The following is a 24,136-nucleotide window of genomic DNA, read 5'->3' on the forward strand; positions in this document are numbered from 1 at the left end:
GTGGCCGGGCGCGCTAGATTCGATGCATGACTTCTGTTCCCACGATTGACCTGAACAACGGTTCCAAGATCCCCCAGCTCGGCTTTGGCGTGTTCCAGATCCCGCCGGAGGACACGAAGGCCGCGACGCTGGAGGCGCTCGAGGTCGGCTATCGCCACATCGACACCGCGCAGATGTACCAGAACGAGGCCGGTGTGGGAGAGGCACTGGCTGCCTCGGACCTGGCCCGCGACGACATCTTCGTCACCAGCAAGCTCAACAACGGCTTCCACGCCCACGACGACGCGCTCATCGCGATCGATGGCACGCTCGAGTCGCTCGGCACCGATCACGTCGACCTGTTCCTCATCCACTGGCCGATGCCCGGCATCGACATCGACTTCGTCGAGACCTGGAAGGCGCTCGAGGAGGCCTACCGTGACGGCCGTGCCCGCGCGATCGGCGTCTCGAACTTCCAGTCCAACCACCTGCACCGCCTGATCGACGAGACCGACATCGTGCCCGCGGTCAACCAGATCGAGGTGCACCCGTACCTCGCCCAGGACGAGCTGCGTGAGGTGTGCCGCGAGCTCGGCATCGCCGTCGAGGCGTGGTCCCCGATCGCGCAGGGCGCCGTCCTGGACGACCCGGCGCTGGGCGGCGTCGCCAGCGAGGTCGACCGCTCCCCGGCCCAGGTCGCACTGCGCTGGCACATCCAGCGCGGCGACATCGTCTTCCCGAAGTCGGTCACGCGGTCCCGCATCGAGGAGAACTTCGCGCTGTTCGACTTCGAGCTCGACGACGGCCAGATGGCCGTCATCTCCGCACTCGACAAGGGGATGCGCACCGGGCCGAACCCCGATGAGTTCAACATGATCCCGTGATCGACCTCAGGTAGGACCCGGCCCCGGCCTCAGGGCAGGGTCAGGATCTCTGCGCCGTCGCGGGTGACCAGGATCGTGTGCTCGAACTGAGCAGTACGCGCATGGTCGCTCGTGACGGCGGTCCACCCGTCGTCCCACTGGTACCAATTGGTGCCGCCGCCGATCGTCAGCATCGGCTCGATCGTGAAGGTCATGCCGGGCTCCATCACCGTGGTGGCCGTCGGGTCGTCGAAGTGGGGGACCACCAGGCCGTCGTGGAACGCCGGGCCGACCCCGTGGCCGGTGAACTCACGCACGACGCCGTACCCGAAGCGGCGGGCGTAGGTCTCGATGACACGGCCGATCACGTTGATGGCACGGCCGGGCTGCACGGCACGGATGGCCCGCAGGGTCGCCTCGTGGGTCCGCTCGATCAGCAGCTGGGACTCGTCGTCGACCGTTCCGACGCCGAACGTGCGGTTCGTGTCGCCGTGCACCTCGCCGACGTAGGCCGTGATGTCGATGTTGACGATGTCGCCGTCCACGAGCGGGCGATCGTCGGGGATGCCGTGGCAGATGACCTCGTTGACGCTGCTGCACAACGACTTGGGGAAGTCGCGATATCCCAGGGTCGAGGGGTAGGCGTCGCGAGCGATCAGGAACTCGTGTGCCATGGCGTCGAGCTCGTCGGTGGTGACGCCCGGCGCGATGGCCTCGCCGACCGCCTCCAGCGCCTGAGCGGCGACCCGACTCGCGTGGCGAATGGCCTCGATCATCTCGGGCGGGCGGACGAGCGGTCCGCGATACGGCAGGGGCGCGATCTGGCCGACGTACTCGGGTTGGTCGATCGACGCGGGCACGGGTCGGCGGGCGGAGACGGCACCGGCGGCCACGGAGGGCGTGTTCAGGGCAGTCACCGGCCCAGCCTAGGTGAGCAGGACAGCGGCGAACGCTGCCGGTTCAGGCACAATGGGGCGATGGCTGATCAGAAGTTCTACTACTGCACCAAGCACGATCGCGTCGAGGGCGAGAAGGGGTGCAGGGCCGTTGATCGCCTGGGCCCCTACGACTCCAAGGCCGAGGCTGGCCGTGCACTGGAGATCGCGGCCGAGCGAACCCAGGAGTGGGACAACGATCCTGCCTGGAACGACGACGTCGAGGACGACGAGAACCCGTGAGTCGTCGACGCCGCCGAATCCGGCTGCGTCGCTCGGGGCCGTGGATCGGGGTGGCCGGGCTCTTCGTGGTGCTCTGGCTGTCCATCTCGACCGCGCTGTATGCCCCGTGGTGGGCCGTGGTGCTGATCGCCTCGCTGCTCGTGCCGCAGGCCGTGCTGGTGCGTCGGTGGGCGATCAGCCGACCGACGTGGTGCCCCTACGTCCCGGTGGGCGGTGCGGTGCTGTGGTTCCTCATCGTCGTCGCCGGCGCCTCGTGGTGGGGTTGGACCTCCGACAGCACCTTCTTGAACCCCGGCCCGGAGGGTTTGTAGAGCAGGTCCGTGAGGCCCGGCTCCTAGGAGTCGAACGAGTGCTCGGCGGCCGGGAAGGTGCCGCCCTTGACGTCGGCGACGTAGGCCTCGGCCGCCTGCAGCATGACGCCGTGCAGGTCGGCGTAGCGCTTGACGAAGCGTGGCGCCTTGCCGGTGTTGAGGCCCATCATGTCCTGCCAGACGAGCACCTGGGCGTCACACTCGACGCCCGCGCCGATGCCGACGGTGGGGATGCGTAGTGCGGCGGTGACCTCAGCGGCCACGGGGGAGGGGACCATCTCCATGACGACCGCGAAGGCGCCCGCCTCCTGCAGGGCCAGGGCTTCCTCGACCATGCGTGAGGCGCCGTCGCCGCGGCCCTGCACGCGATAGCCGCCGAGGTTGTGCTCGGCCTGCGGAGTGAAACCAATGTGGGCGCACACCGGGATGCCGGCATCGGTGAGCAGCTTGACCTGCGGCACCATCGGCAGACCGCCCTCGAGCTTGACGGCGTGGGCGTTGGCCTCCTTCATGAAGCGGACAGCGGTGTCAAAGGCCTGTTCGGGCGAACCCTGGTACGACCCGAACGGCAGGTCGGCGAGCACGAGGGAGTGCGGCGCCGAGCTGGCCACGGCACGCACCAAGGGGATCAGCTGATCGACGGTGACCGGCAGGCTCGTGGCGTTGCCGAACACGTTGTTCGAGGCCGAGTCGCCGACCAGGAGGACCTCGACGCCGGCCTCGTCGAAGGTGGCGGCGGCGTACTGGTCATAGGCCGTGAGCATCGTCCACTTCTGGCCGTCCGCCTTCATCTGCTGCAGATGGTGGGTGCGAATGCGCTTGCGTGCGGACTTCGACGCGGATGGTCCGGCACCGTAGGGCGCGGTCTCCTCCGGGGTGGCGTCAGCCATGAGATTCTCCTGTTCGTCTCGCAGCCCAAGCTGGGTCCACGGATGCGTCCAGCCTGCCAGATGCAGCGGGCGACGTGCCGAAGTGTGAAGCACCTCATAGCGCTGCTCACGCAGGTCGTCGAGCGATCCACAGCAGTCGCTCGGAGCTGATGACGTGGAGATCGGCGCGGCGCCTGACGTCGTCTGGGCCTTCGTCGAGGAGTGCGTCGAAGGCGTGGAGGTCGGCGGGGTCCAGTCGATCGACGACGGCACGCCGGATCCGGGTCAGCACTGCTGCCGCGTAGCGGTTCACTGCCGCCGGCACCGGTGACGCGAGGTCGGCGGTGATCGTGCGGTGCACGTCGACGACCAGACCTGCTCGTGTCAGGCGCGATCCCCAGTCACTGCCCATCATCGGCATGTCGACGGCGCGGTCTGCAGCGATCAGCTCGTGGGCGCGGAGCTCGGCTGCTCCGCCGGGAGTGTCGCTCGAGAGGAATCGCGGCAGTCCGTTGACCTCGGCGACAGCCAGCAGCCCGCCGGGGCGGATCGCCGACGTGATCTGTCCCAACGTGCGGTCCGGATCGGACAGGTGGTGCAGGGAGGCTGCGGCCCACGCCAGGTCGACGGGGTCGAGGACGGGCAGGGCTTCGTCGAGATCTGCACGGGCAGTGGTGATGCGATCGGTCAGGCCGCGACGTTCGGCCTCTTGCTCGAGTCCTGTGAGCATGTCAGCCGAGGAGTCGACCGCGACGGCGCGAGCGCCGGTGAAGTGCTGCAGCAGCCCGAACGTGCCGGCTCCCGTGCCTGCGCCAAGGTCGAGGATCGAGCGAACGGGGGCATCGGCAGCATTCTCGATGTCGGCGTACACCGTGCGCATCGCCGACGCGAAGATCTCAGCGTCGAGGTCGAGCATCTCGGAGAGGGCCTGGTGATCGTGGTTCTGGTGGCCATGGTCTTGGTGGTCGCTGTGGTCGTGAGTCATGGGGCCAGTCTAGGAAGATCTGCGCCCGAGGCATAGCATCTTGCGTATGACGCAAGATCATTCGACTGAAGATTTGGTGCGCCAGCGGGTCCGTGCCTTGCGGATCGCTCGGGGCTGGTCGCTCGACGAGCTGGCCGAGCGCTGCTGGTTCAGTGCTTCCACGCTGAGCCGCATGGAGACCGGGCACCGCCGCATCGGCCTGGACCAGCTGACCGCGATCGCACGGGCGCTCGGGACGTCGCTCGATCATCTCGTGGCGCCCGAAGACGACGAGGACGTGGTGATCCGCCCCCATCAGGACGAGGCGCGCGGAATGACGACGTGGGTCCTGTCCCGTGCCGAGGGCACGCGCGGCATGAAGGTCGCCAAGATCCGCCTGACCCAGCCGCCGCTCCGACCCAGCCGTGGCGATCTGCCGGTCCACCCGGGACGCGACTGGTTCACGGTGCTGTCCGGGACGGTCCTGCTGCTGCTGGGGGAGCGGACGATCCGTGTCGAGACCGGTCAAGCCGCTGAGTTCTCCACGATGGTGCCGCACGCCTTCGGCGCAGAGGGCGGTCCCGCCGAGATCATCGTCATGCTCGATCCGGACGGAGAGCGCTACCACCTGCACGGGTGAGCGGGGTCCAGCGACCTAGGCTGGCGCGGTGGACCCTGTCGTGATCGAGCCGGCAACGACTCCCGCTGCGCAGGTGGAAGCCGCGAGCATCTGGGCTCGGGCCACTGACGTTCGAGACTCCTGCACGGTGCCGTCCGATCCCGCCGCCAAGCTCGAAGGCATTCAGGAGCGGCTCCGCAGCCCCTGCGCGACGCTGCACATGGCCCGCCGCGGAGACGCTGCTCAGGGTTTCGCGCTGCTGGTGCCGCACGGCTCGGAGCTGGAGCTGGTCTACCTGGCCGTCGATCCTGCGGCCTGGGGGCGTCAGACGGCATCGGCGCTCCTCGCCCACGTCGCCTCGTATGCCCGAGAGTGCCAGTTCGACTCGGTCGACCTCTGGGTCTTGGCGGACAACGAACGCGCGATCGAGACCTACGCACGAGCGGGTTGGCAGCTGACCGCGCAGGAGAAGTGCGAGGGCAACAGGCGGGAGCTGCAGATGATGCGCCCCTTCGCTCGCTGGGGGTGATGGGTGAGAGCGGCTGGTAAGCCTGCCTGTGTTGTCCCTGAACGGATGGGGGCGTGCCGGTGGGCCGCCGGACTGGGGTGGTCAGGCGGCTCGGGTGAAGCGGGTTCTTCGTCGTCGGCGCAGTGGTCGGCCGGTGCGGTTGGTGAAGCGGAATCCATCGGTGGCGTTGCCAGTGATGTGGAGTCGGCCTCGGTGCAAGAGGTGGTGGCAGCGGGTGCACAGCCCGACGAGCTGGTCGAGGTCGGTGCGGCCGCCGAGAGACCACCAGATCACGTGGTGGATCTCTAGATGGGTGTGCTTGCACCCCGGAGCCGCACACACGCCTTCTTGTCGGGCGATGACGGAGCGGCGTTGCAGCTGGTTGGGCTGATACCGGTCACGTCCGGCGTTGAGGACCTGCGCCTGGCGGTCGCCGTCGCCTTCTTTCATGAGGAATGCGGTGAAGTCGGAGATGCACAGGAAGTACATCAGCAGGTTCGGTCCGATCGCGCCGTGACCGGCGAGCCGGGCGGGTTCAACCGGCGGCATCGGTTCGGGGACGAAGCCGGGATTCTCAGTCGCGTCCTTGACGTGCTCGGCAGCCGCTTGGAGCGTCTCGGCGTCGACGAAGACCGACATGTGGGGCTTGACGCCCTTGTCCGAGGGGAGACCGTTGCCCAGGATCGAGGACAACAGGTCGTGGAGGCCTTGCACCCGGCGCTGCGCGCCGGTGCGGGTGTCGTCTGCATCTCGGGGCGCGGAGACTGACTCGATGACCTTCTTCAACATCGCCCCGGTCGTGGTGCCCAGGAACCCGTTCACATGCCACCCGTCGGGAACGGCGTTGACTTGGAAGTCTTCCTTGTCCATGCCCTTCTCCCACGCATCATCAAGATCCTCGGGATGCACGACATCCTTCAAGTGCTTGACGGCCTCGAACAGATCGGCCGGGTCGCTTTCGAGCGCTACCGCGAGGAACACGTCCTCGAACTCACGCATCTTCTCAAGACCGACATGGCGGATGCCGTAGACGAACGCCCGCACATGGCCGGCACTGATCCGACCCGCCACCGCCGCCTCAGCAACTCCAGGCAGCTCGTCCAACGCCGTCACGTTGCGGACCAGGGAGGTCGCCTGACCGGCGTTGAGTCGCAGCTCGTTACGGACCCACGCATTCAGAGTCGAAGCGCCGTCGAGCTCGTGATCACGACTGATCTCCAGCTCGCCGAGCGCGATGGCCTTGGCCGCGTCAAGAGCATCCGTCGCGGCCTGGATCGCACGCGCACGTTCACGAGCATCACCAGAACGCAGCGCGTGCGCGGCCTGGCGCATCGCGTCGATGGTGGGCTCCGGATTCATGCCTCCAACGTACTCGAACAGGAGTTCGATAGCAAGGGTTATTTACTGATATTCCAGTACATTCTTTAGCCACAGCCCATGTCTGACCCATCTGCAACACTGGCCACAGAGCTCCGTCTTCAGAGCTTCTCGCGCCACCGATGCGTGATGGGAACACGGCGATCGCGACCGAAGTTGCGGCGCGACACCTTGGGTCCCGGCGGGTACTGCCGGCGCTTGTACTCAGCGCGGTCGACCAGGCCGATGACCCGCTCGACCAGCGCCGGGTCGTGCCCCTCGGCGATCACGGCTGCCGATCCGAGGTCACGCTCCACGTAGGCGTCGAGCACCGCGTCGAGCAGCTCGTACGGCGGCAGGGAATCGGTGTCCAGCTGACCGGGCCGCAGCTCGGCCGACGGCGGCTTGTCGATCGCGTTCTCGGGAATCGGGGGAGTTTCGCCCCGCTCGACCGCGACCGCGTTGCGCCAGCGCGAGAGCTCCCACACCAGCGTCTTGGGCACGTCCTTGATGGGGGCGTACCCGCCGACGGCATCGCCGTAGATGGTCGAGTAGCCGGTTGCGAGCTCGGACTTGTTGCCGCACGCCAGCACCAGGTGGCCGTGCTGGTTGGACAGTCCCATCCAGATGACGGCGCGCACCCGGGCCTGCAAGTTCTCCTCGGCCAGACCGTCGAGGTGCAGGGCCTCCTGGTACGCGTCGAAGATCGGCGCGATCGGCACGGTCTGCAGCGTCAACCCCGTGCGCCGTGCCTGCTCGGCCGCGTCGGACCGGCTGTGCTCGCTGGACCACGCGCTGGGGTTGGAGACGCCGAAGACGTTCTCCGGGCCGAGCGCGTCGACCGCGATCTGGGCGACGAGCGTGGAGTCGATGCCGCCCGACATCCCGAACAGCACCGACGAGAACCCGTTCTTGGCCACGTAGTCACGCAGGCCGGTGACGAGCGCCGTGTAGATCTCCTCGTGGCGTTCCAGCCGCTCAGCCTCGACGACCGGACGCGGCTCGTAGGCGACGAACGGTTCGCTCGAGACGACGGTGCGCCGGATGCGCACGCCCTCGAAGCGCTCGTCGGGGTCGGGCATCCGCTCGGTCGCTGCGGGCAGGTCGAGATCGACGACCAGCAGCTCGGGCTCGAACTGTCCGGACCGGCCCAGCAGCTGCCCAGCGGCGTCGACCACGATCGAGTCGCCGTCGAAGACCAGCTCGTCCTGGCCGCCGACGAGATTGACGTAGGCCAGCGCGCAGTCACCGTCACGGGCGCGCTCGCGGCACAGGTCGAAGCGAACATCGTCCTTGTCGGCCTCGTACGGCGATCCGTTGGGCACCACCAGCAGGCCCGCCTCGGCGGCCCGGGCGGCAGCGGTCGGCCCCTCGCGCCACAGGTCCTCGCAGATGGCCAGAGCGACGTCGATCCCGCCGATCTGCACCACGTTGACCGTGTCGCCGGGCACGAAGTTGCGGATCTCGTCGCCGACGCCGTAGTTCCACAGGTGCAGCTTGGCCTGCGTGGCCACGACCCGACCCCCATGGATCACCGCCACCGCGTTCTGGGGCGCGTTCTTGGGGATACCGGGCGCGTCGGTGATGTCCTCGGCCTGGTCGAGGAACCCGACCACGGCCACCAGGTCGCCACACCCCTCGTCGTCCAGGCGTCGCGCGAGATCGCCCATTCCGGCCCGCGACGCCGCGATGAACGACGCGCGCATCGCGAGGTCCTCGATGGGGTACCCGGTCAGCACCATCTCGGGGAACACGACCAGGTGGACGTCGTCGGCCGCCGCCCGGCGGCAGTACTCGACCACCACGTCGGCATTCCCGGCGAGATCGCCGACCGTGGTGTTGACCTGGGCAAGAGCGAGACGCAGCTGGGGCACGCGACGAGCCTAGCGATCGGCGACGTCAGCCGTGCAACGCCAATCAGGACCCGGCGTCGAACACCAGCCCGCGACGAGGAATGCCAGAACCGTCTCGGCTCGGTGACATGTCTGAAACACCACGCGTGGGAGACTGCCCGCATGGGAAAGCAGGAAGACTTTGTGCTGCGGGCACTCGAGGAGCGCGATGTCCGATTCGTGCGGTTGTGGTTCACCGACGTGCTGGGCTCGTTGAAGTCGGTGGCGATCGCCCCGGCCGAGCTCGAGGGAGCCTTCGCCGAGGGCATCGGATTCGACGGATCGGCGATCGAGGGGTTCGCACGCGTGCACGAGTCCGACATGCTCGCGATGCCCGACGCCTCGACGTTCCAGATCCTGCCGTGGCGCGGCGAGCAGCCGGCCACGGCCCGCATGTTCTGCGACATCACGATGCCCGACGGAACGCCGTCCTACGCCGATCCGCGCTACGTGCTCAAGCGCACCCTCAGCAAGGCCAAGGACGCAGGGTTCACCTTCTACACGCATCCTGAGATCGAGTTCTACCTGTTCAAGGGCAAGCCCGCCCCCGGCGATCGGCCGGTCCCGGTCGACGACAGCGGCTACTTCGACCACACGGCACAGGGCGGCGGGCAGGACTTCCGTCGTGAGGTCATCACGATGCTCGAGAACATGGGGATCTCGGTGGAGTTCAGCCACCACGAGGGCGGCCCGGGTCAGCAGGAGATCGACCTGCGCTACGCCGACGCGTTGTCGACGGCGGACAACATCATGACGTTCCGCACCATCGTGCGCGAGGTCGCGCTGGCCCAGGGCAAGTGGGCCTCGTTCATGCCCAAGCCGTTCACCGAGCACCCCGGATCGGGCATGCACACGCACGTGTCGTTGTTCGAGGGTGACGAGAACGCCTTCTTCGAGGCCGGCGCGCAGTACCAGCTGTCCGCCACGGGTCGCGCCTTCGTCGCCGGCGTCCTGCAGCACACCCCCGAGATCACCGCAGTCACCAACCAGTGGGTCAACTCCTACAAGCGCTTGGCGTGGGGCGGCGAGGCTCCCAACTACGTCTGCTGGGGACACAACAACCGCTCGGCGCTGGTGCGGGTGCCGATGTACAAGCCGCACAAGGGCAACTCGGCACGCATCGAGAACCGCGCGATCGACGCCGCCTGCAACCCGTACCTGGCGTTCGCCCTGGTGCTGGCCGCCGGCATGAAGGGCATCCAGGAGAAGTACGAGCTCCCCCCGGAGGCCGAGGACGACGTGTGGTCGCTCAACGAGTACGAGCGCCGCGCCATGGGGATCGCTCCGCTGCCGCGCAATCTCGACGAGGCGATCCGCACGATGGAGAACAGCGAGCTGGTCGCCGAGACCCTCGGCGAGCACGTGTTCGACTTCTTCCTGCGCAACAAGCGCTCGGAGTGGCAGGACTACCGATCGCAGGTCACGCAGTTCGAGATCGACCGACTCATGCCCATGGTCTGAGGCCTCACCCGCTGGTGTGCCTGCAGTGATCGGTACTCTGCCCACGTGCCTTCCGACATCTCCGACATCGCTCGACGGGGCTTTCGTGATGTGGCCGCCGCCACTCGCCTGATCGAGCAGATCGACGCAGATGCGGCCCTGATCGAGCAGGTGTCGTCGGTCGCCGATCCCGACGGGGCGCTGAGCGCCCTGGCGCACATCGTCGAGCAGATCGGCACCGACCGGTTGCACGAGCTGCTCGCCGATGACGAGCTGCGTCAGCGCCTGCTGATCGTGCTCGGCACCAGCCAGGCGTTGGGCGAGCTGCTGGGACGACGTCCGGAGATCATCGAGGACCTCGCCGCGCACGAGCTGTCGCGCTCGCCGCTGTCGGTGCAGCAGATGCGTGAACAGATGGGCCGCGCCACCGATGCGGACTCGCTGCGGATCGCGTATCACCGCACCCTGCTGCAGGTGGCCGCCCGTGACCTCACCGCACTGACCACCTTCGAGCAGTCGTCGGCCGAGCTGTCCGACCTTGCCGTGGCGACACTCGGTGCCGCGCTGGACATCGCGCGCGCCGACGAGTCCGATCCCGACGCCTGCCGTCTGACCATCATGGCGATGGGAAAGACCGGCGGGCGCGAGCTGAACTACGTGTCCGACGTCGACGTCATCTTCGTGCACGCCACTCCCGAGGGAGCCAGCGACGACGCCAGTGACCATCGCGCCACGACGGTCGCCACGCGTCTCGCATCGGCGGTGATCCGTCTGTGCGGCCAGCACACGGGCGAGGGCACCATCTGGGAGGTCGATCCCAACCTGCGTCCGGAAGGGCGCGACGGCCCCTTGGTGCGGTCGCTCGCCAGCCACCTGGCCTATTACGAGCGCTGGGCCAGCACGTGGGAGTTCCAGGCCCTGTTGAAGGCCCGGTTCGCCGCCGGTGACGAAGAGCTGGCCGAGGAGTACCTCGCGGCGCTGTCGCCGCAGATCTGGACCTCGAGCCAACGCGACAACTTCGTGCCCGAGGTCCGCGCGATGCGGCGGCGCGTGATCGAGAACATCCCGGCGCACCACCGCGATCGCGAGCTGAAGCTCGGTGCCGGCGGCCTGCGGGACGTGGAGTTCGCGGTCCAGCTGCTGCAGCTGGTGCACGGCCGGGTCGACGAGGGCCTGCGCAGCCCGACCACGATGGTGGCTCTGGAGGCACTGATCGACGGCGGGTACGTGGGTCGTCGTGACGGTGCGGCGCTCGCCGAGGCGTACGAGTTCCTGCGCACGCTCGAGCACCGCATCCAGCTGCACCGACTGCGCCGCACCCACCTGGTGCCCGAGGACGACGAGGACCTGCGTCGCATCGGTCGCAGCATGGGATTTCGGACCAAACCTGCCGAGTTCCTGGTCAAGGACTGGCAGGGTCACCGCCGCGTCGTGCGGCGGCTGCACGAGAAGCTGTTCTACCAGCCGTTGCTCGAAGCGGTGTCCTCGTTGCCCAGCGATCAGCTGCGACTCACCCCGGCGGCAGCCGAGCAGCGACTGACCGCCCTGGGTTTCAGCGACCCGCGCGGCGCGCTGACCCACATCCAGTCGCTGACCACCGGGGTGTCCAGACGTGCCTCGATCCAGAGGTCGTTGCTGCCCGCCATGCTGGCGTGGTTCGCCGAGTCCACCGACCCCGACGCCGGACTGCTGGCGTTCCGGCGCATCTCCGAAGAGCTGGGGGAGTCCCACTGGTATCTGCGCAAGCTGCGCGACGAGGGAGAGAGCGCTGAGCAGCTGGCTCACGTCCTGTCGTCGAGCCGCTGGGTCACCGACCTGATCCTGCGCGCACCAGACTCCGTGGCGCTGCTCGGCGACGACGCCGAGCTGGTGCCGCGTGACCGCGAGCGGCTCTTCACCGAGGTAGACCTGGCGGTGTCCCGTCAGTCCGACGGAGCCGCTGCGATCCGCACGGTGCGGCGCATCCGTCGCCGCGAGCTGTCGCGGGTCGGCATCGCCGACGTGCAGGGGCGCCTCGACATCCTCGAGGTGGGCACCGCGCTGACCGACATCGGCACCGCGACCCTGCGCGGTGCTCTGGCCGCGTCGATCACTGCGGTCGAAGCCGACCGGGGACCGATGCCGACGCGGATGGCGGTCATCCTGATGGGCCGTCTCGGCGGGTACGAGGCCGCCTACGGCTCGGACGCCGATGTCATGTTCGTGCACGATCCGCTCGAGGGAGCAGAGCCTGAGAAGGCCGCTGCCGCAGCGCTCGCCGTGGCCCAGAACATGCGCAAGACCCTGGCCGCGGCGGGCGACGACCCGCCGCTGGAGCTCGACGCAGAACTGCGGCCCGAGGGGAAGAACGGATCCTTGGTGCGCTCCTTCGAGTCGTACCGTTCCTACTACGACAAGTGGTCGGCGGTGTGGGAGGCGCAGGCGCTCCTGCGGGCACGCGCCACGATCGGCGACTCTGCCCTGTGCGAGCGATTCACCGATCTGATCAATCCGCTGCGCTGGCCCGATGGTGGAGCGACCGCCCCGGAAGTGCGCGAGATCCGGCGCATCAAGGCGCGGGTCGACGCCGAGCGACTGCCACGGGGCGCCAACCCGAACACCCACCTGAAGCTGGGTCGAGGCGGGCTGGCCGATGTCGAGTGGACCGTGCAGCTGCTGCAGATGCAGCACGCGTACGCCGTGCCCGACATGCGCACCACCGGCACGATCGCTGCGCTGCGCGGCGCGGTCGATGCGGATCTGATGGCCACCGACGACGCCGACTCCCTGGAGGCGGCGTGGCGCATGGTCAGTCGAATCCGCAACGCGGTCGTCCTGATGCGGGCCAAGCCCGCCGAGTCGATGGTCGAGGACGCCGCGGAGCGAGCCGGCGTCGCGCACCTGCTCGGCTACGGGGCCGACGGCTCCGAGGAGCTGGTCGACGACTACCTGCGGATCACGCGGCAGGCGCGGCGCGTCGTCGAGCAGACCTTCTACGCCTAGAGCGATGAAGTCGTTCGCGTGACGTGGCTGGCACTACGTTGCTAGCGTGACCAGTGTGGCGGCCGTGCGATCGTGGCGCCGGGCTCTTCCGGCGATGCTTGTCCTGGTGACGAGCCTGCTGGTCGTGCCCGGACCCGCGCTGGGCGCCAGAGCCGAACCCACCCCGACCCAGGGGCCGGTACCGAGCGGTCCGGTCGTCAAGGATCCTCTGCCGAACGAGCAGGCCCCCGAGCTGCGCGGTACGGCCGAGGTGGGGTCGACCATGTTGGTGACCAAGGGCGAATGGTCGGTCAGCGGGCTGCAGTACCAGTACCAGTGGTTCAGCGACGGAGCTGCGGTGCCGGGCGCCACGATGATGTTCCTCCAGCTGGACCCACGCAGCGTGGGCAGCACCGTGCACGCCGAGGTCACGGCCTCACGCGCCGGACACGCGACCGTGACCCGTCCGACTGAGCCCGTCGACGTGAAGCGCGACCTTCCTGCCGTGCGCGAGACGGTCCGCTACGAGATCGCGTTCGTGGGCAGCACCACCGGCGAGGATGAGTTCGCCGAACAGGTGCAGCAGACGCTTGACGATCCGCGGGGGTGGCGTGCGGACGGCATCGCGTTCGAGCGGGTGGACAGCGGCGGCGAGCTCGAGATCGTGCTGAGCGAAGCGTCGCGGATCCCCGGCTACTCACCGGTGTGCAGCAGCGACTTCAGCTGCCGGGTCGGGCGGTTCGTGCTGCTCAACCAGGACAACTGGACCAGTGCCACCCGTGCCTGGCGCGCGGCCGAGGAGTCCGTGCGGGACTACCGCCACATGCTCGTCAATCACGAGGTCGGTCACTGGCTCGAACGGGACCACGTGACGTGCGACGGCGGGGCCGAGCAACTCGCTCCGGTGATGCAGCAGCAGTCCAAGACGTTGGCCGGCTGCGCTGCCAACCCGTGGCCGCTGGCCGATGAGCTCGACGTGCCCCGCTTCGACTCCTGAGCGGACGTGAGTGAAGGGTCAGCCAGCTCGACGGCTGGTCGAGATGATCTCGGCCCGCTCGTTGATGGTCAGCCCGCCCCACACGCCGTACGGTTCCTGCACGCGAAGGGCGTGCTGACGGCACTGCGCGAGCACCGGACACACGTTGCACAACGCCTTGGCGGCAGCTTCACGGTTGCGGCGTCGTGGCCCGCGCTCGGCGTCGGGGGAGAAGAACGTCTCCGGGTCGACCGTGCGGCACGTGCCTTGGTACTGCCATTCGTACGCTTCTTGGATCGGCGATGGAAGTCGCGAAATCTCAGCCATGGTCAGCCCTCCCTCGGGGTGTCGGTTTCAGTCATTCGGACCCGAGCGGCCACCGGATGGGTGGAGGAATGATTTTTCAGGCAGCGCGTTCCATCCGCAACTGGTAGACGTCGATGTAGCCGGTGGAGAAGCCGGCCTCGCAGTAGGCCAGGTAGAACTCCCACATGCGACGGAAGGTCTCGTCGAAGCCGTGCTCCTGCACGCCGCTCCAGCTGGCGTTGAAGCGGTCGCGCCACATGCGCAGCGTGCGGGCGTAGTCCTGACCCAGTGAGTGGCTGCCGGTGACCTTCAGACCACGTGTGTGCTCCGCGAGGTTCTCATCGATCGCCTCGAGCGACGGGATGAGCCCGCCCGGGAAGATGTACTTCTGGATCCAGCCGTAGGAGTTGCGGGTCGTGAGGTAGCGGTGGTGGGCCATCGTGATGGCCTGGATCGCGACGGCGCCACCAGGGGCGAGCAGCTCGTCGATCTTCGCGAAGTAGGTCGGCCAGTACTCCTCGCCGACCGCCTCGATCATCTCGACGCTGACGATCGCGTCGTACTCGCCGGTGGCGTCGCGGTAGTCGACCAGCTGCAGGTCGATGCGGTCGGCGATCTCTGGTCCGGCCGCGGCGAAGCGTTCGCGGGCCAGCGCGGCCTGCTCGGTGGAGATGGTGATGGTGGTGACCTGGGCGCCTCGCTCGGCGGCGCGAACGGCCAGTGCGCCCCAGCCGCTGCCGATCTCGAGGACGCGGGTGCCTTCGGTGACGTTGGCTGCGTCGAGGATGCCGTCGATCTTGCGCAGCTGCGCGGTCTCGAGGCTCTCGTCGGGGGTGCTGTCGTCGAACCAGGCCGCCGAGTACGACATGGTCGGGTCGAGGAAGGTCGCGAACATGTCGTTGGACAGGTTGTAGTGCGCCTCGATGTTCTTGCGGGAGCCGGCCACGGAGTTGCGAGTCGCGTGCGGCAGTCGCTTGTCGACCAGCACGCGAGCGCGCTGCAGGGTGGGCGGCACCAGCTGGGTGATGCGTTCGGCGAAGGGCGTCAGCAGCTCGGCGAGATCCGTGTCGTCACCGGTGGTCCAGTCGCCGGCCATGTAGGCCTCGCCGAAGCCAATCTTGGTGTCCGCGCCGAGCCGGGCGAAGAACGACTGGGGGCGCACCAGCTTCATCTCGGGGGCGTCGGGACCTCCCGATCCCCAGGAATCACCGTCGGGGAAGGTCAGCCGGACGGCGATCCGGTTCACCGCTGGTCGCAGGATCCACGACGCCAACCGCGCCTTGAGGGGCGTCTTGGGGGTGCGGACGATGCCGGGCCAGCGGTCGGCGGCGATCTGCGTCATGTCGTGCCTTTCTGGGGATGGTGGGTCGGGCGGGTGACCACGGGCAGGCGCCGCAACCACAACCAGACACCGTGCATTCGGATCAGAAGGCTGGTGCGATGGGTCATGAGCGGCATGAGCACCAGGAGACGCAGGAGGCGGCGAGGTGTCGCAGCGTACGGGCGGCCGCCGAACGTGGCCGAGAAGACACTCTGCGCGTCGTGCTTGAGCACGACCGTGGACGAGACGTGCTCGGGCGAGAGGGTGAAGCTCAGGTCGTAGCGTCCCTCGACGTCGTAGAAAGGCGACACGTAGAAGGCTTTCTCGACGTCGGTGCGGCCGTGGTCGTCCAGGTCGAGCAGGTAGGCGTGACGCTCGCCGTAGGTGTTGTGCACCTCGGCGACCACGCAGGTCAACGAGCGGTCGGGTGCGATGGCCCAGAACACGCTCAGCGGGTCGAAGGTGTGTCCCAGGATCCGGGCGTTGGCCAGCATGATGATCTGGTGGCCGGAGACGTCGACGTCGTGGGCGGAGCAGAAGGTCTCGATGTTCTCGCGGATGGAGCGGTGCGGATCGCCGATGTGATCCGCGGCCACGAACGTGGAGAACGGCCGTAACCAGCGCGACATGCGTGGCAGGTCGTCGAGGTCGACCAGCCACTGGTAGATGCGGTTCTTGAAACGGTGCTCGATGGGGCCGCGGCGGTTGTGCTGCACCGCTCCCTCCACCAGAGCCGGCAACGGGGGGAGGGGGCGCTCGGTCGGTGCGGTCACCACGTGGCGCCCAACGCGGCGGCCGCGTCGACGCCGGACCGGCAGCCGTCCTCGTGGAATCCCCAGCCGTGATAGGCGCCGGCGTAGACCGTGGTGTCGGTGAAGAGCGCGCCGAGATCGGCCTGCGCGGCCACTGACGTGGGGGTGTAGATGGGGTGCGTGTACTGCATCGTGGCGTGCACCGTGTCCGGATCGATGCGATCGGTCGCGTTGAGCGTGACCAGGAACGGGCGGTCGCTCTCGATGCCCTGCAGGCGGTTCATCCAGTAGGTCACGGCGGTCACGTCGCTGCGTCCTGCACACGTGTCCATCCGGTAGTTCCAGGCAGACCGGGCCGCTTCCGCCGCGGGCAGCAGGGAGCCGTCACGGTGCAGGACCGTCTCGTTCTGGGAGTACTCGAACGCGCTCAGAACGCGCTTCTCGTCCGGGGTGGGATCGGCCAGCAGCGCGAGTGCGTCGTCGGCGTGCGTCGCGATGACGACCGCGTCGGCGTGATGGATGCTGCCGGAGTCGTCGAGGAGCTCGACGCCGTGCGTGCCGTCGGTGTTCTCGGTGCGGGTGATCTGGCGGATCGGGGTGCTGGCACGCACGTCGCCGATCGCGGCGGTGACCTTGTCGATGTAGGAGTGCGAGCCACCCACGACCGTGTACCACTGCGGCGAGCCCTTGATGGACAGGAAGCCGTGGTGCTTGAGGAAGGTGAACAGGTAGCGGGCCGGGTACTGCAGGGCCGTCTCGTGACCCGAGGACCACACGCACGACACGACCGGCACCGCGTAGTGCGAGAGGAAGTACTCGTCGAAGCCGTGCTGGTCGAGGAAGTCGCCGTAGGTCTGCGGTTCGTCGGCGGACTCCGGCGACTCCAGCAGCTCGTTGGCCAGACGCCCGAAGCGCTTGACGCCCAGCAACATGCGCAGGTACTGCACATCGAGCAGGCGGCGCTTCTGGGCGAAGATTCCCTTGCCGCCCCGGCCACCGGCGAACTCCAGCCCGCATCCCTCGCAGGAGATGCTCATCGACATCTCGGTGGCGTGGACGTCGACGTCGAGCTCGGCGAACAGGCGACGCAGGTGCGGGTAGGTGCGGTCGTTGTGGACGATGAACCCCGAGTCGACCCGGTGCTGGGCGTGCGGGTCGTCGATGGTGTGCGTGTGGGCGTGCCCGCCGAATCGGTCATCGGACTCGAAGACGGTGACGTCGTGCCCGGCCCGGCGCAGCAGGTAGGCGGCCGTCAGTCCGGAGACACCCGATCCGACGACGGCGACCGAACGCACTGGTGAGGAGCTCATGTCTGTCATTCGGCGCTAGCCCCGGGTCGGCTTGCTGCGGGCGGTGTGATCGATGTCCGACCCCGCGCGCCGACTCGCCTCCGCGATCTCGAAGATCTCGGTCGCGAAGGCGCCCAGCTCGTGCGTGATCTTTCGTGCGGACTCGAACACGATGGCCGCGACGTGCCCGGCGCTGGTGATGGCGGCCTCGGCGGACTGCTGGAGGACGTCCTTCGTGATCTCGGGCCGGTTCAGACTCATGCTGTCAAGTGTGGCGTACCCGATGTCTCGTCGCTCTGTGCGGCCTCGGCCTCACGCTTGGCCCGGCGCAGCGCCTTGGACTCCGGGCTCTTGCCCTGCTTGTAGGGGTCCTGGGGCTTGACGCCGTAGGCGCCGAGCTGGCGGGCCACGCTCCACAGCTGACGAGACAGGCGGCCGGAGTTGTACTGCAGACCGTACTTCTCGACCAGGGGCCGGACCTCGCGTGCGACCGCGGGGTAGCGGCGCGCCGGGATGTCGGGGAAGAGGTGGTGCTCGATCTGGTGGCTGAGGTTGCCCGACAGGATGTGGAACGGGCGGCTTCCGCTGATGTTGGCCGAACCGAGCAGCTGACGCAGGTACCACTGGCCACGGGTCTCGTTCTGGGCGTCCTCCTCGGCGAAGGTCGCGACCTCGGCCGGGAAGTGGCCGCAGAAGATGATCAGGAAGGTCCAGATGTTGCGGATCAGGTTGGCCACGAGGTTCGCGCCCATGACGGCCAGCGGGGCCCACCAGCCGGCGAACGGGATCAGCGCGAGGGCGATGGCGGGGTAGGCGATGAAGTCCTTGGTCAGCTGGCGACGTGCCTTCTGGGCCGCGCGGCTCTTGCGATCGGCGAACTCCTTCTTGGTCATCTTGCCGCCGAGATAGTCGTCGAGCTCGATGCCGTGGTACGCCACGCCCCACTCGAAGAACAGCATGAGGGTGAACGCCAACGGCAGGTTGAAGCGGTGGTTGGGGTACCAGGGCTGCTCGTCGTCGATGCGCAGCAGCCCGTAGCCGATGTCGCGATCGAGGCCGTGAATGTTGGTGTACGTGTGGTGGATGTAGTTGTGCCCGTGCTTCCAGTCCTGCGCGTTGGCGGCGTTGTCCCACTCGTAGTTCTTGGCGTCGACGACCGGGTCGTTCATCCAGTCGTACTGGCCGTGCATGACGTTGTGCCCGATCTCCATGTTGTCGAGGATCTTGGACAGGCCGAGCAGGAGCACGCCCGCGACGATCGCCCAGATGGAGAAGACTCCGCCGAAGATGGTGATGCGTCCGAGGATCTCGGCGGACTGCTGCACGCGGATGACGCGGCGGATGTAGTTGGCGTCGGCCTGACCCAGGTCGTCCAGCACGCGCTGGCGCACGGCGTCGAGCTCGTCGCCGAACTCCTCGAGCTGCTCGTAGGTGAGCATGTCGGTACCGATGGTGGCGCGCTTGGTGGCATCGGCGCCGACCAGGGGCTGGGGTGCCTGGTTGTGATTGGTCGCGCTCAGGGGCGCAATGGGTGCGAGCTTGTGGGACATGGCTTCCTCCTACTGAGAGGTGCTGGCTAGAGGGCGACGGAGACGTCGCCGACGGGAACGTGGACGCAGATCTTGACGGTTTCGTCGGTGCTGGCCTTGATTTCGCCACTGACGACGTGGCGGACGGCTCCGCCGAGCTTCTTGACGGCGCAGGTGTTGCACACGCCCATGCGGCAGCCGTAGGCCGGAGTCAGTCCGGCCACCTCGGCCTGCTCGAGGATGGTGCCGCCGGTGTTCGCGATCCGGGTGCCGGACACGTCGAACTCCAGCGTTCCGGTCGCCTCGGCGGCGTTCTGCTCCAGCAGGGCTGGATCGACGGTGGGCACCTTGAAGTACTCCATGCGCAGCTGGTCTGTTGCGCCGAGGTCGGCGTAGGTGTCGCGCACCGTGGCGATCAGTCCGGCGGGGCCACAGGCGTAGGTGAGCGTGTCGACCGGGTCGATGCCCAGGCGCTTGAGGTGATCGATCGTGAAACGACCGGTCAGCTGGGCATCGGACTCGCTCTCACGCGTGTACACCCGCACGGTCTCGACCCCGGAGGCCTCGAGCTCGTCGAGCTCCGCGGTGAACATCTCGTCGGCGCGGGTGCGCGCGTAGTGCACGAAGGTGATGCGTCCGGAGTGCTGGCGGTCGTGCAGGGTGCGAACCATCGACATGACCGGCGTGATGCCTGAGCCGCCGCTGAGCAGCAGGACCCGATCGGGGACCTGGGCCGGAAGGACGAACTCACCCTCGGCCTGGGACAGGTAGACCGTGGTGCCGGGCTTCAGCTCGTGGTGCAGGAACTGCGACACGTAGCCGTCGGGGTGCGCCTTGACCGAGACGCTGAAGATGCGCCGGCCGCGCCGGGACGTGGCGACGGCGCTGCTGGCGACGGAGAACACGCGCACCCGACGAGTGCCGTCGACCTCGACGCCGAACTGCACGTGCTGGCCCGGCTCGAAGCCCTTCCAGGCGCCATTGGCTCGCAGCACCACGGTGCTGGCGTCGCCGGTCTCGCGACGGACCTCGAGCACGCGGGCCCGCACGGCCGCGGCAGTCGCACGAGGGTGGACGCGCTCGAGGTAGTCATCGATGTGGTGCGGGGAGGTCAGGGCAGCCACGGGGCGCGATGTGAGCGTCGAGCGGATGATGCCCATGGCGTGCCTCCCTCTTTCAGTGAACGTCCGTACACCCAAAGCATGTCGTGCTTGATCGCATCATGCAAGGTGACGCGCTGGTGACCTCGACCACGCGGGCTCGGCGGGGGTACGGGTGTGCACTGAGAACCTCTCACTAGGATGGGGCCATGACCGAGGTGGCCGGAGAGTCGCGGCAGGCGCAGAAGGGACGCACGCGCCAGGCGATCATGGACGCTGCGCTCCAGCTGGCGAGCCAGCACGGATTCGCCCAGATCAGTCTGCGACAGGTGGCTCGCCAGGCCGGTGTGGTGCCCACGGCCTTCTACCGACACTTCGAGTCGATGGACCAGCTCGGTCTCGCTCTGGTGGAGCAGTCCTTCTCGACGTTGCGACGGATGATCCGTGAGGCGCAGCGGGACCCCAAGGTGCTCGACAACATCATCGACGCGGCGGCGGAGGTGCTGGTCGAGTCGGTCAAGGTGTCCAGGACGCACTTCGCCTTCGTGTCGCGCGAGCGGGTCAGCGGCTCAGTGGTGGTGCGTCAGGCGATTCGCCACGAGCTGGACCTGTTCGTCAGTGAGCTCGCGGTGGTGCTGGCGCGCCTGCCCAACATCGAGACCTGGTCGACCGAGGACGTGCAGATGGTCTCGCGACTGTTCGTGCGCAACATGGTCTCCAACGCCGAGGAGGTCGTGGAGACCCCCGAGGGCCGAACTGATCTCGAGGAGCAGATCAAGGACGGCGCCCGCCGGCAGATGCGCCTGATCGTCCTCGGCTTCCGCGCGTGGGAGTCCTGACCTCCTGATTCCCAGGAGAACCCCGAAAGTTGTCGCTTCGCCCTTGTTGCAACAGGGGTGAAGCGTTGCGATCCGGGGTTCTCCTGGGAATCATGTGACACCAGCGTCGGCAGCGAGGCGAAGGGCGACCTGGTCGAAGTAGGTGTCGTGGTGGGTGATCGAGCCGACGAGGTGGCCCCACAGCTCGAATGAGATGACTCCGAACAGGCCCGACCACGCCATCAGCGTGCGGCCCACGACCTCCGGCGGGGCGTCGGCCGCGCCCTCGAGGTTGATGACGAACTCGGCGGCGCCCTGCACCGACCGGCCGAAGCCCGATCCGATGGGACTGCTGGGGGTCCCTCCGGCCACGTGTGCCGCCACGACGATCTCGACCAGTCGCACGACCACGCGGGTGGCCGGCGCGACGGTGGCCTGCGGGGCGGCGTACCCGAGCACGGGGGAGCCGTAGAGCAGTGCGTACTCGTGGCGGTGCGTGAGTGCCCAGGTGCGGGTGGCGCGGCAGACCGCCAACCAGCGGTCGAGCGGCGCCCCTCCGGTGTCGGCGGACTCGGCGGCGTCGCCCAGCTCGTCGTAGGCCTGCACGAGAAGTGCGGTCAGCAGATGGTCGCGGCTGGGGAAGTAGCGGTACACCGCGGACGACACCATGCCGACGTCGCGTGCCACCGACCGCAGCGACAGCTCGCCGGGGCCGACCTCGGCCAGGCGAGCGCGTGCGGCGGTAAGGATCTCGGCGGTGATCTCCTCGCGGGCGCGCTGACGAGCGGTCTTCGACGGGGTGTCCATGGCCTCACCGTGCCAGACGGCGAGAGCAGGTGCAACAACCGAGAGCAATGCTCTTGCTTTATCTGCCGAAGGGTGCGAGGGTTATGGCGAGAGCGGTGCTCTCCCCGCTCGAAAGGTACGCACCATGACTGATCGTCACCTCGTCGTTGGAGCCGGTCCCGTCGGCCGGCACGTCGCCCAACTGCTCGCAGCCCGCGGATCGGAGATCACCGTCGCGACCCGCTCGGGCACCGACACCGGCATCGACGGCGTGCAGCACGTCGCGCTCGACGCCTCGGACGCCGATGCGCTCAGCGCCGCCTCGGACGGTGTCTCGGTGTTGTACAACTGCGCCAACCCGGGCGACTACACGACGTGGGACGAAGTCTGGCCCCCGCTCGCAGCGGCATTCCTCGCCGCGGCCGAGCGCTCGGGCGCCGTGTACGCGATCACCGGCAACCTCTACCCGTACGGCCCGGTCGGGGTGCCGATGGTCGAGTCGCTGCCCGACGCCGCCACCGACCACAAGGGCGTGCTGCGGGCCCGCATGTGGGCCGACGCCGTGGCCCTCCACGACGCGGGTCGCATCCGCGCGGTGGAGGTCCGGGGCTCGGACTACATGGGCACCGGAGTCGGCCAGAATGGCCACATCTCGCGCCAGATTCCCGGTGCGTTGCAGGGCAAGCGTGCCTGGGTGATCGGCCGGACCGACGTGCCCCACACCTTCACCGACGTGCTCGACGTGGCACGACTGCTGGTCGCGGCGGCCGAGGACCCGTCGGCGCACGGACGGATCTGGAACGTGCCGAGCAATCGGGCTGTGTCGCAGGAGGCTGCGCTCACCGCCGTGCTGGCCAGCGTCGATCACGAACCGGTGAAGGTCTCGAACATTCCCATGCTGGCGCTTGGTGCGATGGCTCGACTGATGCCGATGATGCGCGAGATCAGCGAGCTGTCCTACCAGTGGACCAAGCCGCACGTGCTCGACGACTCTGCGGCTCGTGCGCACTTCGCCATGGAGCCGACGCCGTGGCACGAGGTCTGCCGACGCACGGCGGTGGTCTAGGGACTCCTCAGCGCTGGGTCGCGTAGAAGTCGGCCGCGTCGGCGACGTCGTTGTTGTACTCCACCGAGTCGTTGTAGGCCGAGATCGCACTGATCCAGCTCTGGGGCCGAGTCATGGTTCCGCCGATGTCGCACAGGTGGATGCCGGCAGCGAGGGCCGCGTCGTCGATGTTGTTGACGTCTGCGGGCGCGGAAGGCCGCGCGACTCGCTGCCGACGCCTGACGGCGCTGGTCGAGGGGTGGGTCGAACGCCCGATCGGAGTCCAGGCAGAGACGCACGGACGATGGTCCTGCGGATCCTGGCCCTAAGCCGGTGGGCGCCCGCAGTGTCCGGGTGCATCGTGGAGGTACCCCACCCAGGAGACCCCATGAGCAGCACGCCCCACCCTGTCGTCGTCGGCCTCGCCACCGACCAGCCCACCGTGGTCCAGTACGCCGTCGCCGAAGCGCGACGTCTGGGGAGGGCCCTGCGGGTCGTTCACTGCTGGGCGCTGCCGACCGTCGGTGCCGAGTACGCGGTCGCCGCCGGCACGACTGCGGTGCTGAAGGCCGACTCCGACGAGCTGCTCGATCGCACCGGCCGCCTCGTCTCCAAGATCGACGCCGGCCTCGAGCTCGAGCTGATCGCGATCAACGCGGTAACCGCCGGCGCCTTGGCCGTCGAGGCGCGCACCGCGGCCGTGATAATCCTCGGGTCGGACGACGTGCCGTGGTTCGAGCGCGTCCGCGGCGGCGGGTTGTCGTCGCACCTGGCGCGGGTCGCGACCTGCCCGGTGGTGTTCGTCCCCGAGCGTGGCGAGCTCGCCGGCACCGACCGTGCGACCTGGGGAGTGGTGGTGACGATCAACGGGGAGACCTCAGCGGCCGGACCGCTGCGGTACGCCTTCGAGCAGGCCGACGTGCGCGGTGAGCCCCTGCACGTGCTGCACGCGGCACCCGCCACCACGTTCGGCCCGGGGCTGACGGCGCACCGGGCCAGCGTGGCCGAAGTCGTCGCCGGCTGGCAGGAGCAGTTCCCGAGCGTCGAGGTGGTGAGATCGACCAGTGACGGGTCCGCGTCGGACGCCAGCATCCGCGCCACCTTCAACGCCTCGCTGCTCGTCATGGGTCAGCACCACGGACACGACACCCCGCTCACGATGCTGTGGCCCGTCGCGCGCACCGTGCTGCAGGGTGCGCACTGTCCGGTGGTGGTGGTGCCGCTCGACTTCGGGGCGGACCGTCCGGTCGTTGTCGTGTGACCGAGGCAGGGGA

24 protein-coding genes are annotated in these 24,136 nt (G+C 68.2%); 11 read left to right on the forward strand and 13 right to left on the reverse strand.

Annotated elements, in window-relative coordinates; genetic code table 11:
* Positions 1–26: 26 nt before the first annotated feature.
* A complete protein-coding gene (locus tag ACHAA3_RS13980) occupies positions 27–863 on the forward strand; it encodes an aldo/keto reductase (RefSeq protein WP_435709645.1) in 837 nt (278 codons plus the stop codon).
* A gap of 29 nt (positions 864–892) precedes the next feature.
* Here ACHAA3_RS13980 and map read toward each other — a convergent pair whose 3' ends face one another.
* Entirely contained in the window at positions 893–1,759 is an 867-nt protein-coding gene (gene map, locus ACHAA3_RS13985) for a type I methionyl aminopeptidase (protein ID WP_435709646.1), read from the reverse strand.
* A 60-nt stretch (positions 1,760–1,819) separates the two neighbouring features.
* Between map and ACHAA3_RS13990 the strand changes: the two genes are divergently transcribed.
* Both ACHAA3_RS13990 and ACHAA3_RS13995 read left to right on the forward strand, forming a co-directional pair.
* A complete protein-coding gene (locus ACHAA3_RS13990; RefSeq protein WP_435709647.1) occupies positions 1,820–2,020 on the forward strand; it encodes a hypothetical protein in 201 nt (66 codons plus the stop codon).
* A complete protein-coding gene (locus tag ACHAA3_RS13995) occupies positions 2,017–2,331 on the forward strand; it encodes a hypothetical protein (RefSeq protein ID WP_435709648.1) in 315 nt (104 codons plus the stop codon). Before ACHAA3_RS13990 ends, ACHAA3_RS13995 begins: the two co-directional genes overlap by 4 nt.
* Before the next feature lie 23 nt (positions 2,332–2,354).
* Here ACHAA3_RS13995 and panB read toward each other — a convergent pair whose 3' ends face one another.
* Positions 2,355–3,221, reverse strand: coding sequence for a 3-methyl-2-oxobutanoate hydroxymethyltransferase (gene panB, locus ACHAA3_RS14000; RefSeq protein ID WP_435709649.1), 867 nt, complete (start codon positions 3,219–3,221; stop codon positions 2,355–2,357).
* A gap of 106 nt (positions 3,222–3,327) precedes the next feature.
* Positions 3,328–4,185, reverse strand: a complete 858-nt coding sequence (locus ACHAA3_RS14005) for a class I SAM-dependent methyltransferase (protein ID WP_435709650.1) — start codon at positions 4,183–4,185, stop codon at positions 3,328–3,330.
* Between the two features lie 46 nt (positions 4,186–4,231).
* On the opposite strand from ACHAA3_RS14005, the gene ACHAA3_RS14010 reads away from it, so the two are divergent.
* Positions 4,232–4,804, forward strand: a complete 573-nt coding sequence (locus ACHAA3_RS14010; RefSeq protein ID WP_435709651.1) for a helix-turn-helix domain-containing protein — start codon at positions 4,232–4,234, stop codon at positions 4,802–4,804.
* Between the two features lie 28 nt (positions 4,805–4,832).
* Positions 4,833–5,312: a GNAT family N-acetyltransferase gene (locus ACHAA3_RS14015; protein ID WP_435709652.1), complete on the forward strand. Its 480-nt coding sequence runs from the start codon at positions 4,833–4,835 to the stop codon at positions 5,310–5,312.
* 81 nt (positions 5,313–5,393) lie between these two features.
* Here ACHAA3_RS14015 and ACHAA3_RS14020 read toward each other — a convergent pair whose 3' ends face one another.
* Together ACHAA3_RS14020 and ACHAA3_RS14025 are read right to left on the reverse strand one after the other, a co-directional pair.
* On the reverse strand, positions 5,394–6,650 hold the full coding sequence (locus ACHAA3_RS14020; RefSeq protein ID WP_435709653.1) for a DUF222 domain-containing protein: 1,257 nt from the start codon (positions 6,648–6,650) through the stop codon (positions 5,394–5,396).
* Positions 6,651–6,769: 119 nt separating this feature from the next.
* A complete protein-coding gene (locus ACHAA3_RS14025) occupies positions 6,770–8,521 on the reverse strand; it encodes an NAD+ synthase (protein ID WP_435709654.1) in 1,752 nt (583 codons plus the stop codon).
* Positions 8,522–8,662: 141 nt separating this feature from the next.
* Between ACHAA3_RS14025 and ACHAA3_RS14030 the strand changes: the two genes are divergently transcribed.
* From ACHAA3_RS14030 to ACHAA3_RS14040, 3 genes are read left to right on the forward strand one after another with little or no spacing between them, the layout of a single operon-like run.
* Complete coding sequence (locus tag ACHAA3_RS14030; RefSeq protein WP_435709655.1) at positions 8,663–10,000, forward strand: glutamine synthetase family protein; 1,338 nt, start codon at positions 8,663–8,665, stop codon at positions 9,998–10,000.
* A 45-nt stretch (positions 10,001–10,045) separates the two neighbouring features.
* Positions 10,046–12,961, forward strand: a complete 2,916-nt coding sequence (locus ACHAA3_RS14035) for a bifunctional [glutamine synthetase] adenylyltransferase/[glutamine synthetase]-adenylyl-L-tyrosine phosphorylase (RefSeq protein WP_435709656.1) — start codon at positions 10,046–10,048, stop codon at positions 12,959–12,961.
* Between the two features lie 46 nt (positions 12,962–13,007).
* Positions 13,008–13,937: a DUF3152 domain-containing protein gene (locus ACHAA3_RS14040; protein WP_435709657.1), complete on the forward strand. Its 930-nt coding sequence runs from the start codon at positions 13,008–13,010 to the stop codon at positions 13,935–13,937.
* A gap of 18 nt (positions 13,938–13,955) precedes the next feature.
* Here ACHAA3_RS14040 and ACHAA3_RS14045 read toward each other — a convergent pair whose 3' ends face one another.
* From ACHAA3_RS14045 to ACHAA3_RS14075, 7 genes are all read right to left on the reverse strand, one after another.
* Positions 13,956–14,243 carry a WhiB family transcriptional regulator gene (locus tag ACHAA3_RS14045; protein ID WP_435709658.1) on the reverse strand — a complete coding sequence of 96 codons (288 nt, stop codon included), beginning with the start codon at positions 14,241–14,243 and terminating at the stop codon, positions 13,956–13,958.
* Positions 14,244–14,319: 76 nt separating this feature from the next.
* Positions 14,320–15,564: a class I SAM-dependent methyltransferase gene (locus ACHAA3_RS14050; RefSeq protein WP_435709659.1), complete on the reverse strand. Its 1,245-nt coding sequence runs from the start codon at positions 15,562–15,564 to the stop codon at positions 14,320–14,322.
* A complete protein-coding gene (locus ACHAA3_RS14055) occupies positions 15,561–16,316 on the reverse strand; it encodes a DUF1365 domain-containing protein (protein ID WP_435709660.1) in 756 nt (251 codons plus the stop codon). Before ACHAA3_RS14055 ends, ACHAA3_RS14050 begins: the two co-directional genes overlap by 4 nt.
* Positions 16,313–17,605, reverse strand: a complete 1,293-nt coding sequence (locus tag ACHAA3_RS14060; protein ID WP_435709661.1) for an NAD(P)/FAD-dependent oxidoreductase — start codon at positions 17,603–17,605, stop codon at positions 16,313–16,315. The genes ACHAA3_RS14055 and ACHAA3_RS14060 overlap by 4 nt, the downstream gene beginning before the upstream one ends.
* 15 nt (positions 17,606–17,620) lie before the next feature.
* Complete coding sequence (locus tag ACHAA3_RS14065; RefSeq protein WP_435709662.1) at positions 17,621–17,845, reverse strand: hypothetical protein; 225 nt, start codon at positions 17,843–17,845, stop codon at positions 17,621–17,623.
* Positions 17,842–19,134 carry a fatty acid desaturase family protein gene (locus ACHAA3_RS14070; RefSeq protein WP_435709663.1) on the reverse strand — a complete coding sequence of 431 codons (1,293 nt, stop codon included), beginning with the start codon at positions 19,132–19,134 and terminating at the stop codon, positions 17,842–17,844. Before ACHAA3_RS14070 ends, ACHAA3_RS14065 begins: the two co-directional genes overlap by 4 nt.
* Positions 19,135–19,160: 26 nt before the next feature.
* Complete coding sequence (locus tag ACHAA3_RS14075) at positions 19,161–20,273, reverse strand: ferredoxin reductase (protein WP_435709664.1); 1,113 nt, start codon at positions 20,271–20,273, stop codon at positions 19,161–19,163.
* A gap of 149 nt (positions 20,274–20,422) precedes the next feature.
* On the opposite strand from ACHAA3_RS14075, the gene ACHAA3_RS14080 reads away from it, so the two are divergent.
* Positions 20,423–21,052, forward strand: a complete 630-nt coding sequence (locus ACHAA3_RS14080; protein ID WP_435709665.1) for a TetR family transcriptional regulator — start codon at positions 20,423–20,425, stop codon at positions 21,050–21,052.
* A gap of 90 nt (positions 21,053–21,142) precedes the next feature.
* On the opposite strand, the gene ACHAA3_RS14085 is transcribed toward ACHAA3_RS14080, so the two are convergent.
* Positions 21,143–21,838 (reverse strand): TetR/AcrR family transcriptional regulator, encoded by a 696-nt coding sequence (locus ACHAA3_RS14085; protein WP_435709666.1) that lies wholly within the window; start codon positions 21,836–21,838, stop codon positions 21,143–21,145.
* 124 nt (positions 21,839–21,962) lie between these two features.
* Here ACHAA3_RS14085 and ACHAA3_RS14090 point away from each other — a divergent pair, with 124 nt between their 5' ends.
* Both ACHAA3_RS14090 and ACHAA3_RS14095 read left to right on the forward strand, forming a co-directional pair.
* Positions 21,963–22,883: an NAD-dependent epimerase/dehydratase family protein gene (locus ACHAA3_RS14090; RefSeq protein WP_435709667.1), complete on the forward strand. Its 921-nt coding sequence runs from the start codon at positions 21,963–21,965 to the stop codon at positions 22,881–22,883.
* 367 nt (positions 22,884–23,250) lie between these two features.
* A complete protein-coding gene (locus tag ACHAA3_RS14095; protein ID WP_435709668.1) occupies positions 23,251–24,123 on the forward strand; it encodes a universal stress protein in 873 nt (290 codons plus the stop codon).
* The last annotated feature ends 13 nt before the right edge of the window (positions 24,124–24,136 follow it).

The organism is Aeromicrobium sp. CF3.5 (assembly GCF_051262695.1).
Classification (GTDB): domain Bacteria; phylum Actinomycetota; class Actinomycetes; order Propionibacteriales; family Nocardioidaceae; genus Aeromicrobium.

Coding starts and splice junctions, on each gene's coding strand:
- ACHAA3_RS14060 (WP_435709661.1), bottom strand. CDS start 17,605: ATGAGCTCCTCACCAGTGCGTTCGGTCGCCGTCGTCGGATCGGGTGTC.
- ACHAA3_RS14005 (WP_435709650.1), bottom strand. CDS start 4,185: ATGACTCACGACCACAGCGACCACCAAGACCATGGCCACCAGAACCAC.
- ACHAA3_RS14030 (WP_435709655.1), top strand. CDS start 8,663: ATGGGAAAGCAGGAAGACTTTGTGCTGCGGGCACTCGAGGAGCGCGAT.
- ACHAA3_RS13990 (WP_435709647.1), top strand. CDS start 1,820: ATGGCTGATCAGAAGTTCTACTACTGCACCAAGCACGATCGCGTCGAG.
- ACHAA3_RS13980 (WP_435709645.1), top strand. CDS start 27: ATGACTTCTGTTCCCACGATTGACCTGAACAACGGTTCCAAGATCCCC.
- ACHAA3_RS14070 (WP_435709663.1), bottom strand. CDS start 19,134: ATGTCCCACAAGCTCGCACCCATTGCGCCCCTGAGCGCGACCAATCAC.
- ACHAA3_RS14020 (WP_435709653.1), bottom strand. CDS start 6,650: ATGAATCCGGAGCCCACCATCGACGCGATGCGCCAGGCCGCGCACGCG.
- ACHAA3_RS14010 (WP_435709651.1), top strand. CDS start 4,232: ATGACGCAAGATCATTCGACTGAAGATTTGGTGCGCCAGCGGGTCCGT.
- ACHAA3_RS14090 (WP_435709667.1), top strand. CDS start 21,963: ATGACTGATCGTCACCTCGTCGTTGGAGCCGGTCCCGTCGGCCGGCAC.
- ACHAA3_RS14095 (WP_435709668.1), top strand. CDS start 23,251: ATGAGCAGCACGCCCCACCCTGTCGTCGTCGGCCTCGCCACCGACCAG.
- ACHAA3_RS14075 (WP_435709664.1), bottom strand. CDS start 20,273: ATGGGCATCATCCGCTCGACGCTCACATCGCGCCCCGTGGCTGCCCTG.
- ACHAA3_RS14045 (WP_435709658.1), bottom strand. CDS start 14,243: ATGGCTGAGATTTCGCGACTTCCATCGCCGATCCAAGAAGCGTACGAA.
- ACHAA3_RS14065 (WP_435709662.1), bottom strand. CDS start 17,845: ATGAGTCTGAACCGGCCCGAGATCACGAAGGACGTCCTCCAGCAGTCC.
- ACHAA3_RS14050 (WP_435709659.1), bottom strand. CDS start 15,564: ATGACGCAGATCGCCGCCGACCGCTGGCCCGGCATCGTCCGCACCCCC.
- panB (WP_435709649.1), bottom strand. CDS start 3,221: ATGGCTGACGCCACCCCGGAGGAGACCGCGCCCTACGGTGCCGGACCA.
- ACHAA3_RS14080 (WP_435709665.1), top strand. CDS start 20,423: ATGACCGAGGTGGCCGGAGAGTCGCGGCAGGCGCAGAAGGGACGCACG.
- ACHAA3_RS14085 (WP_435709666.1), bottom strand. CDS start 21,838: ATGGACACCCCGTCGAAGACCGCTCGTCAGCGCGCCCGCGAGGAGATC.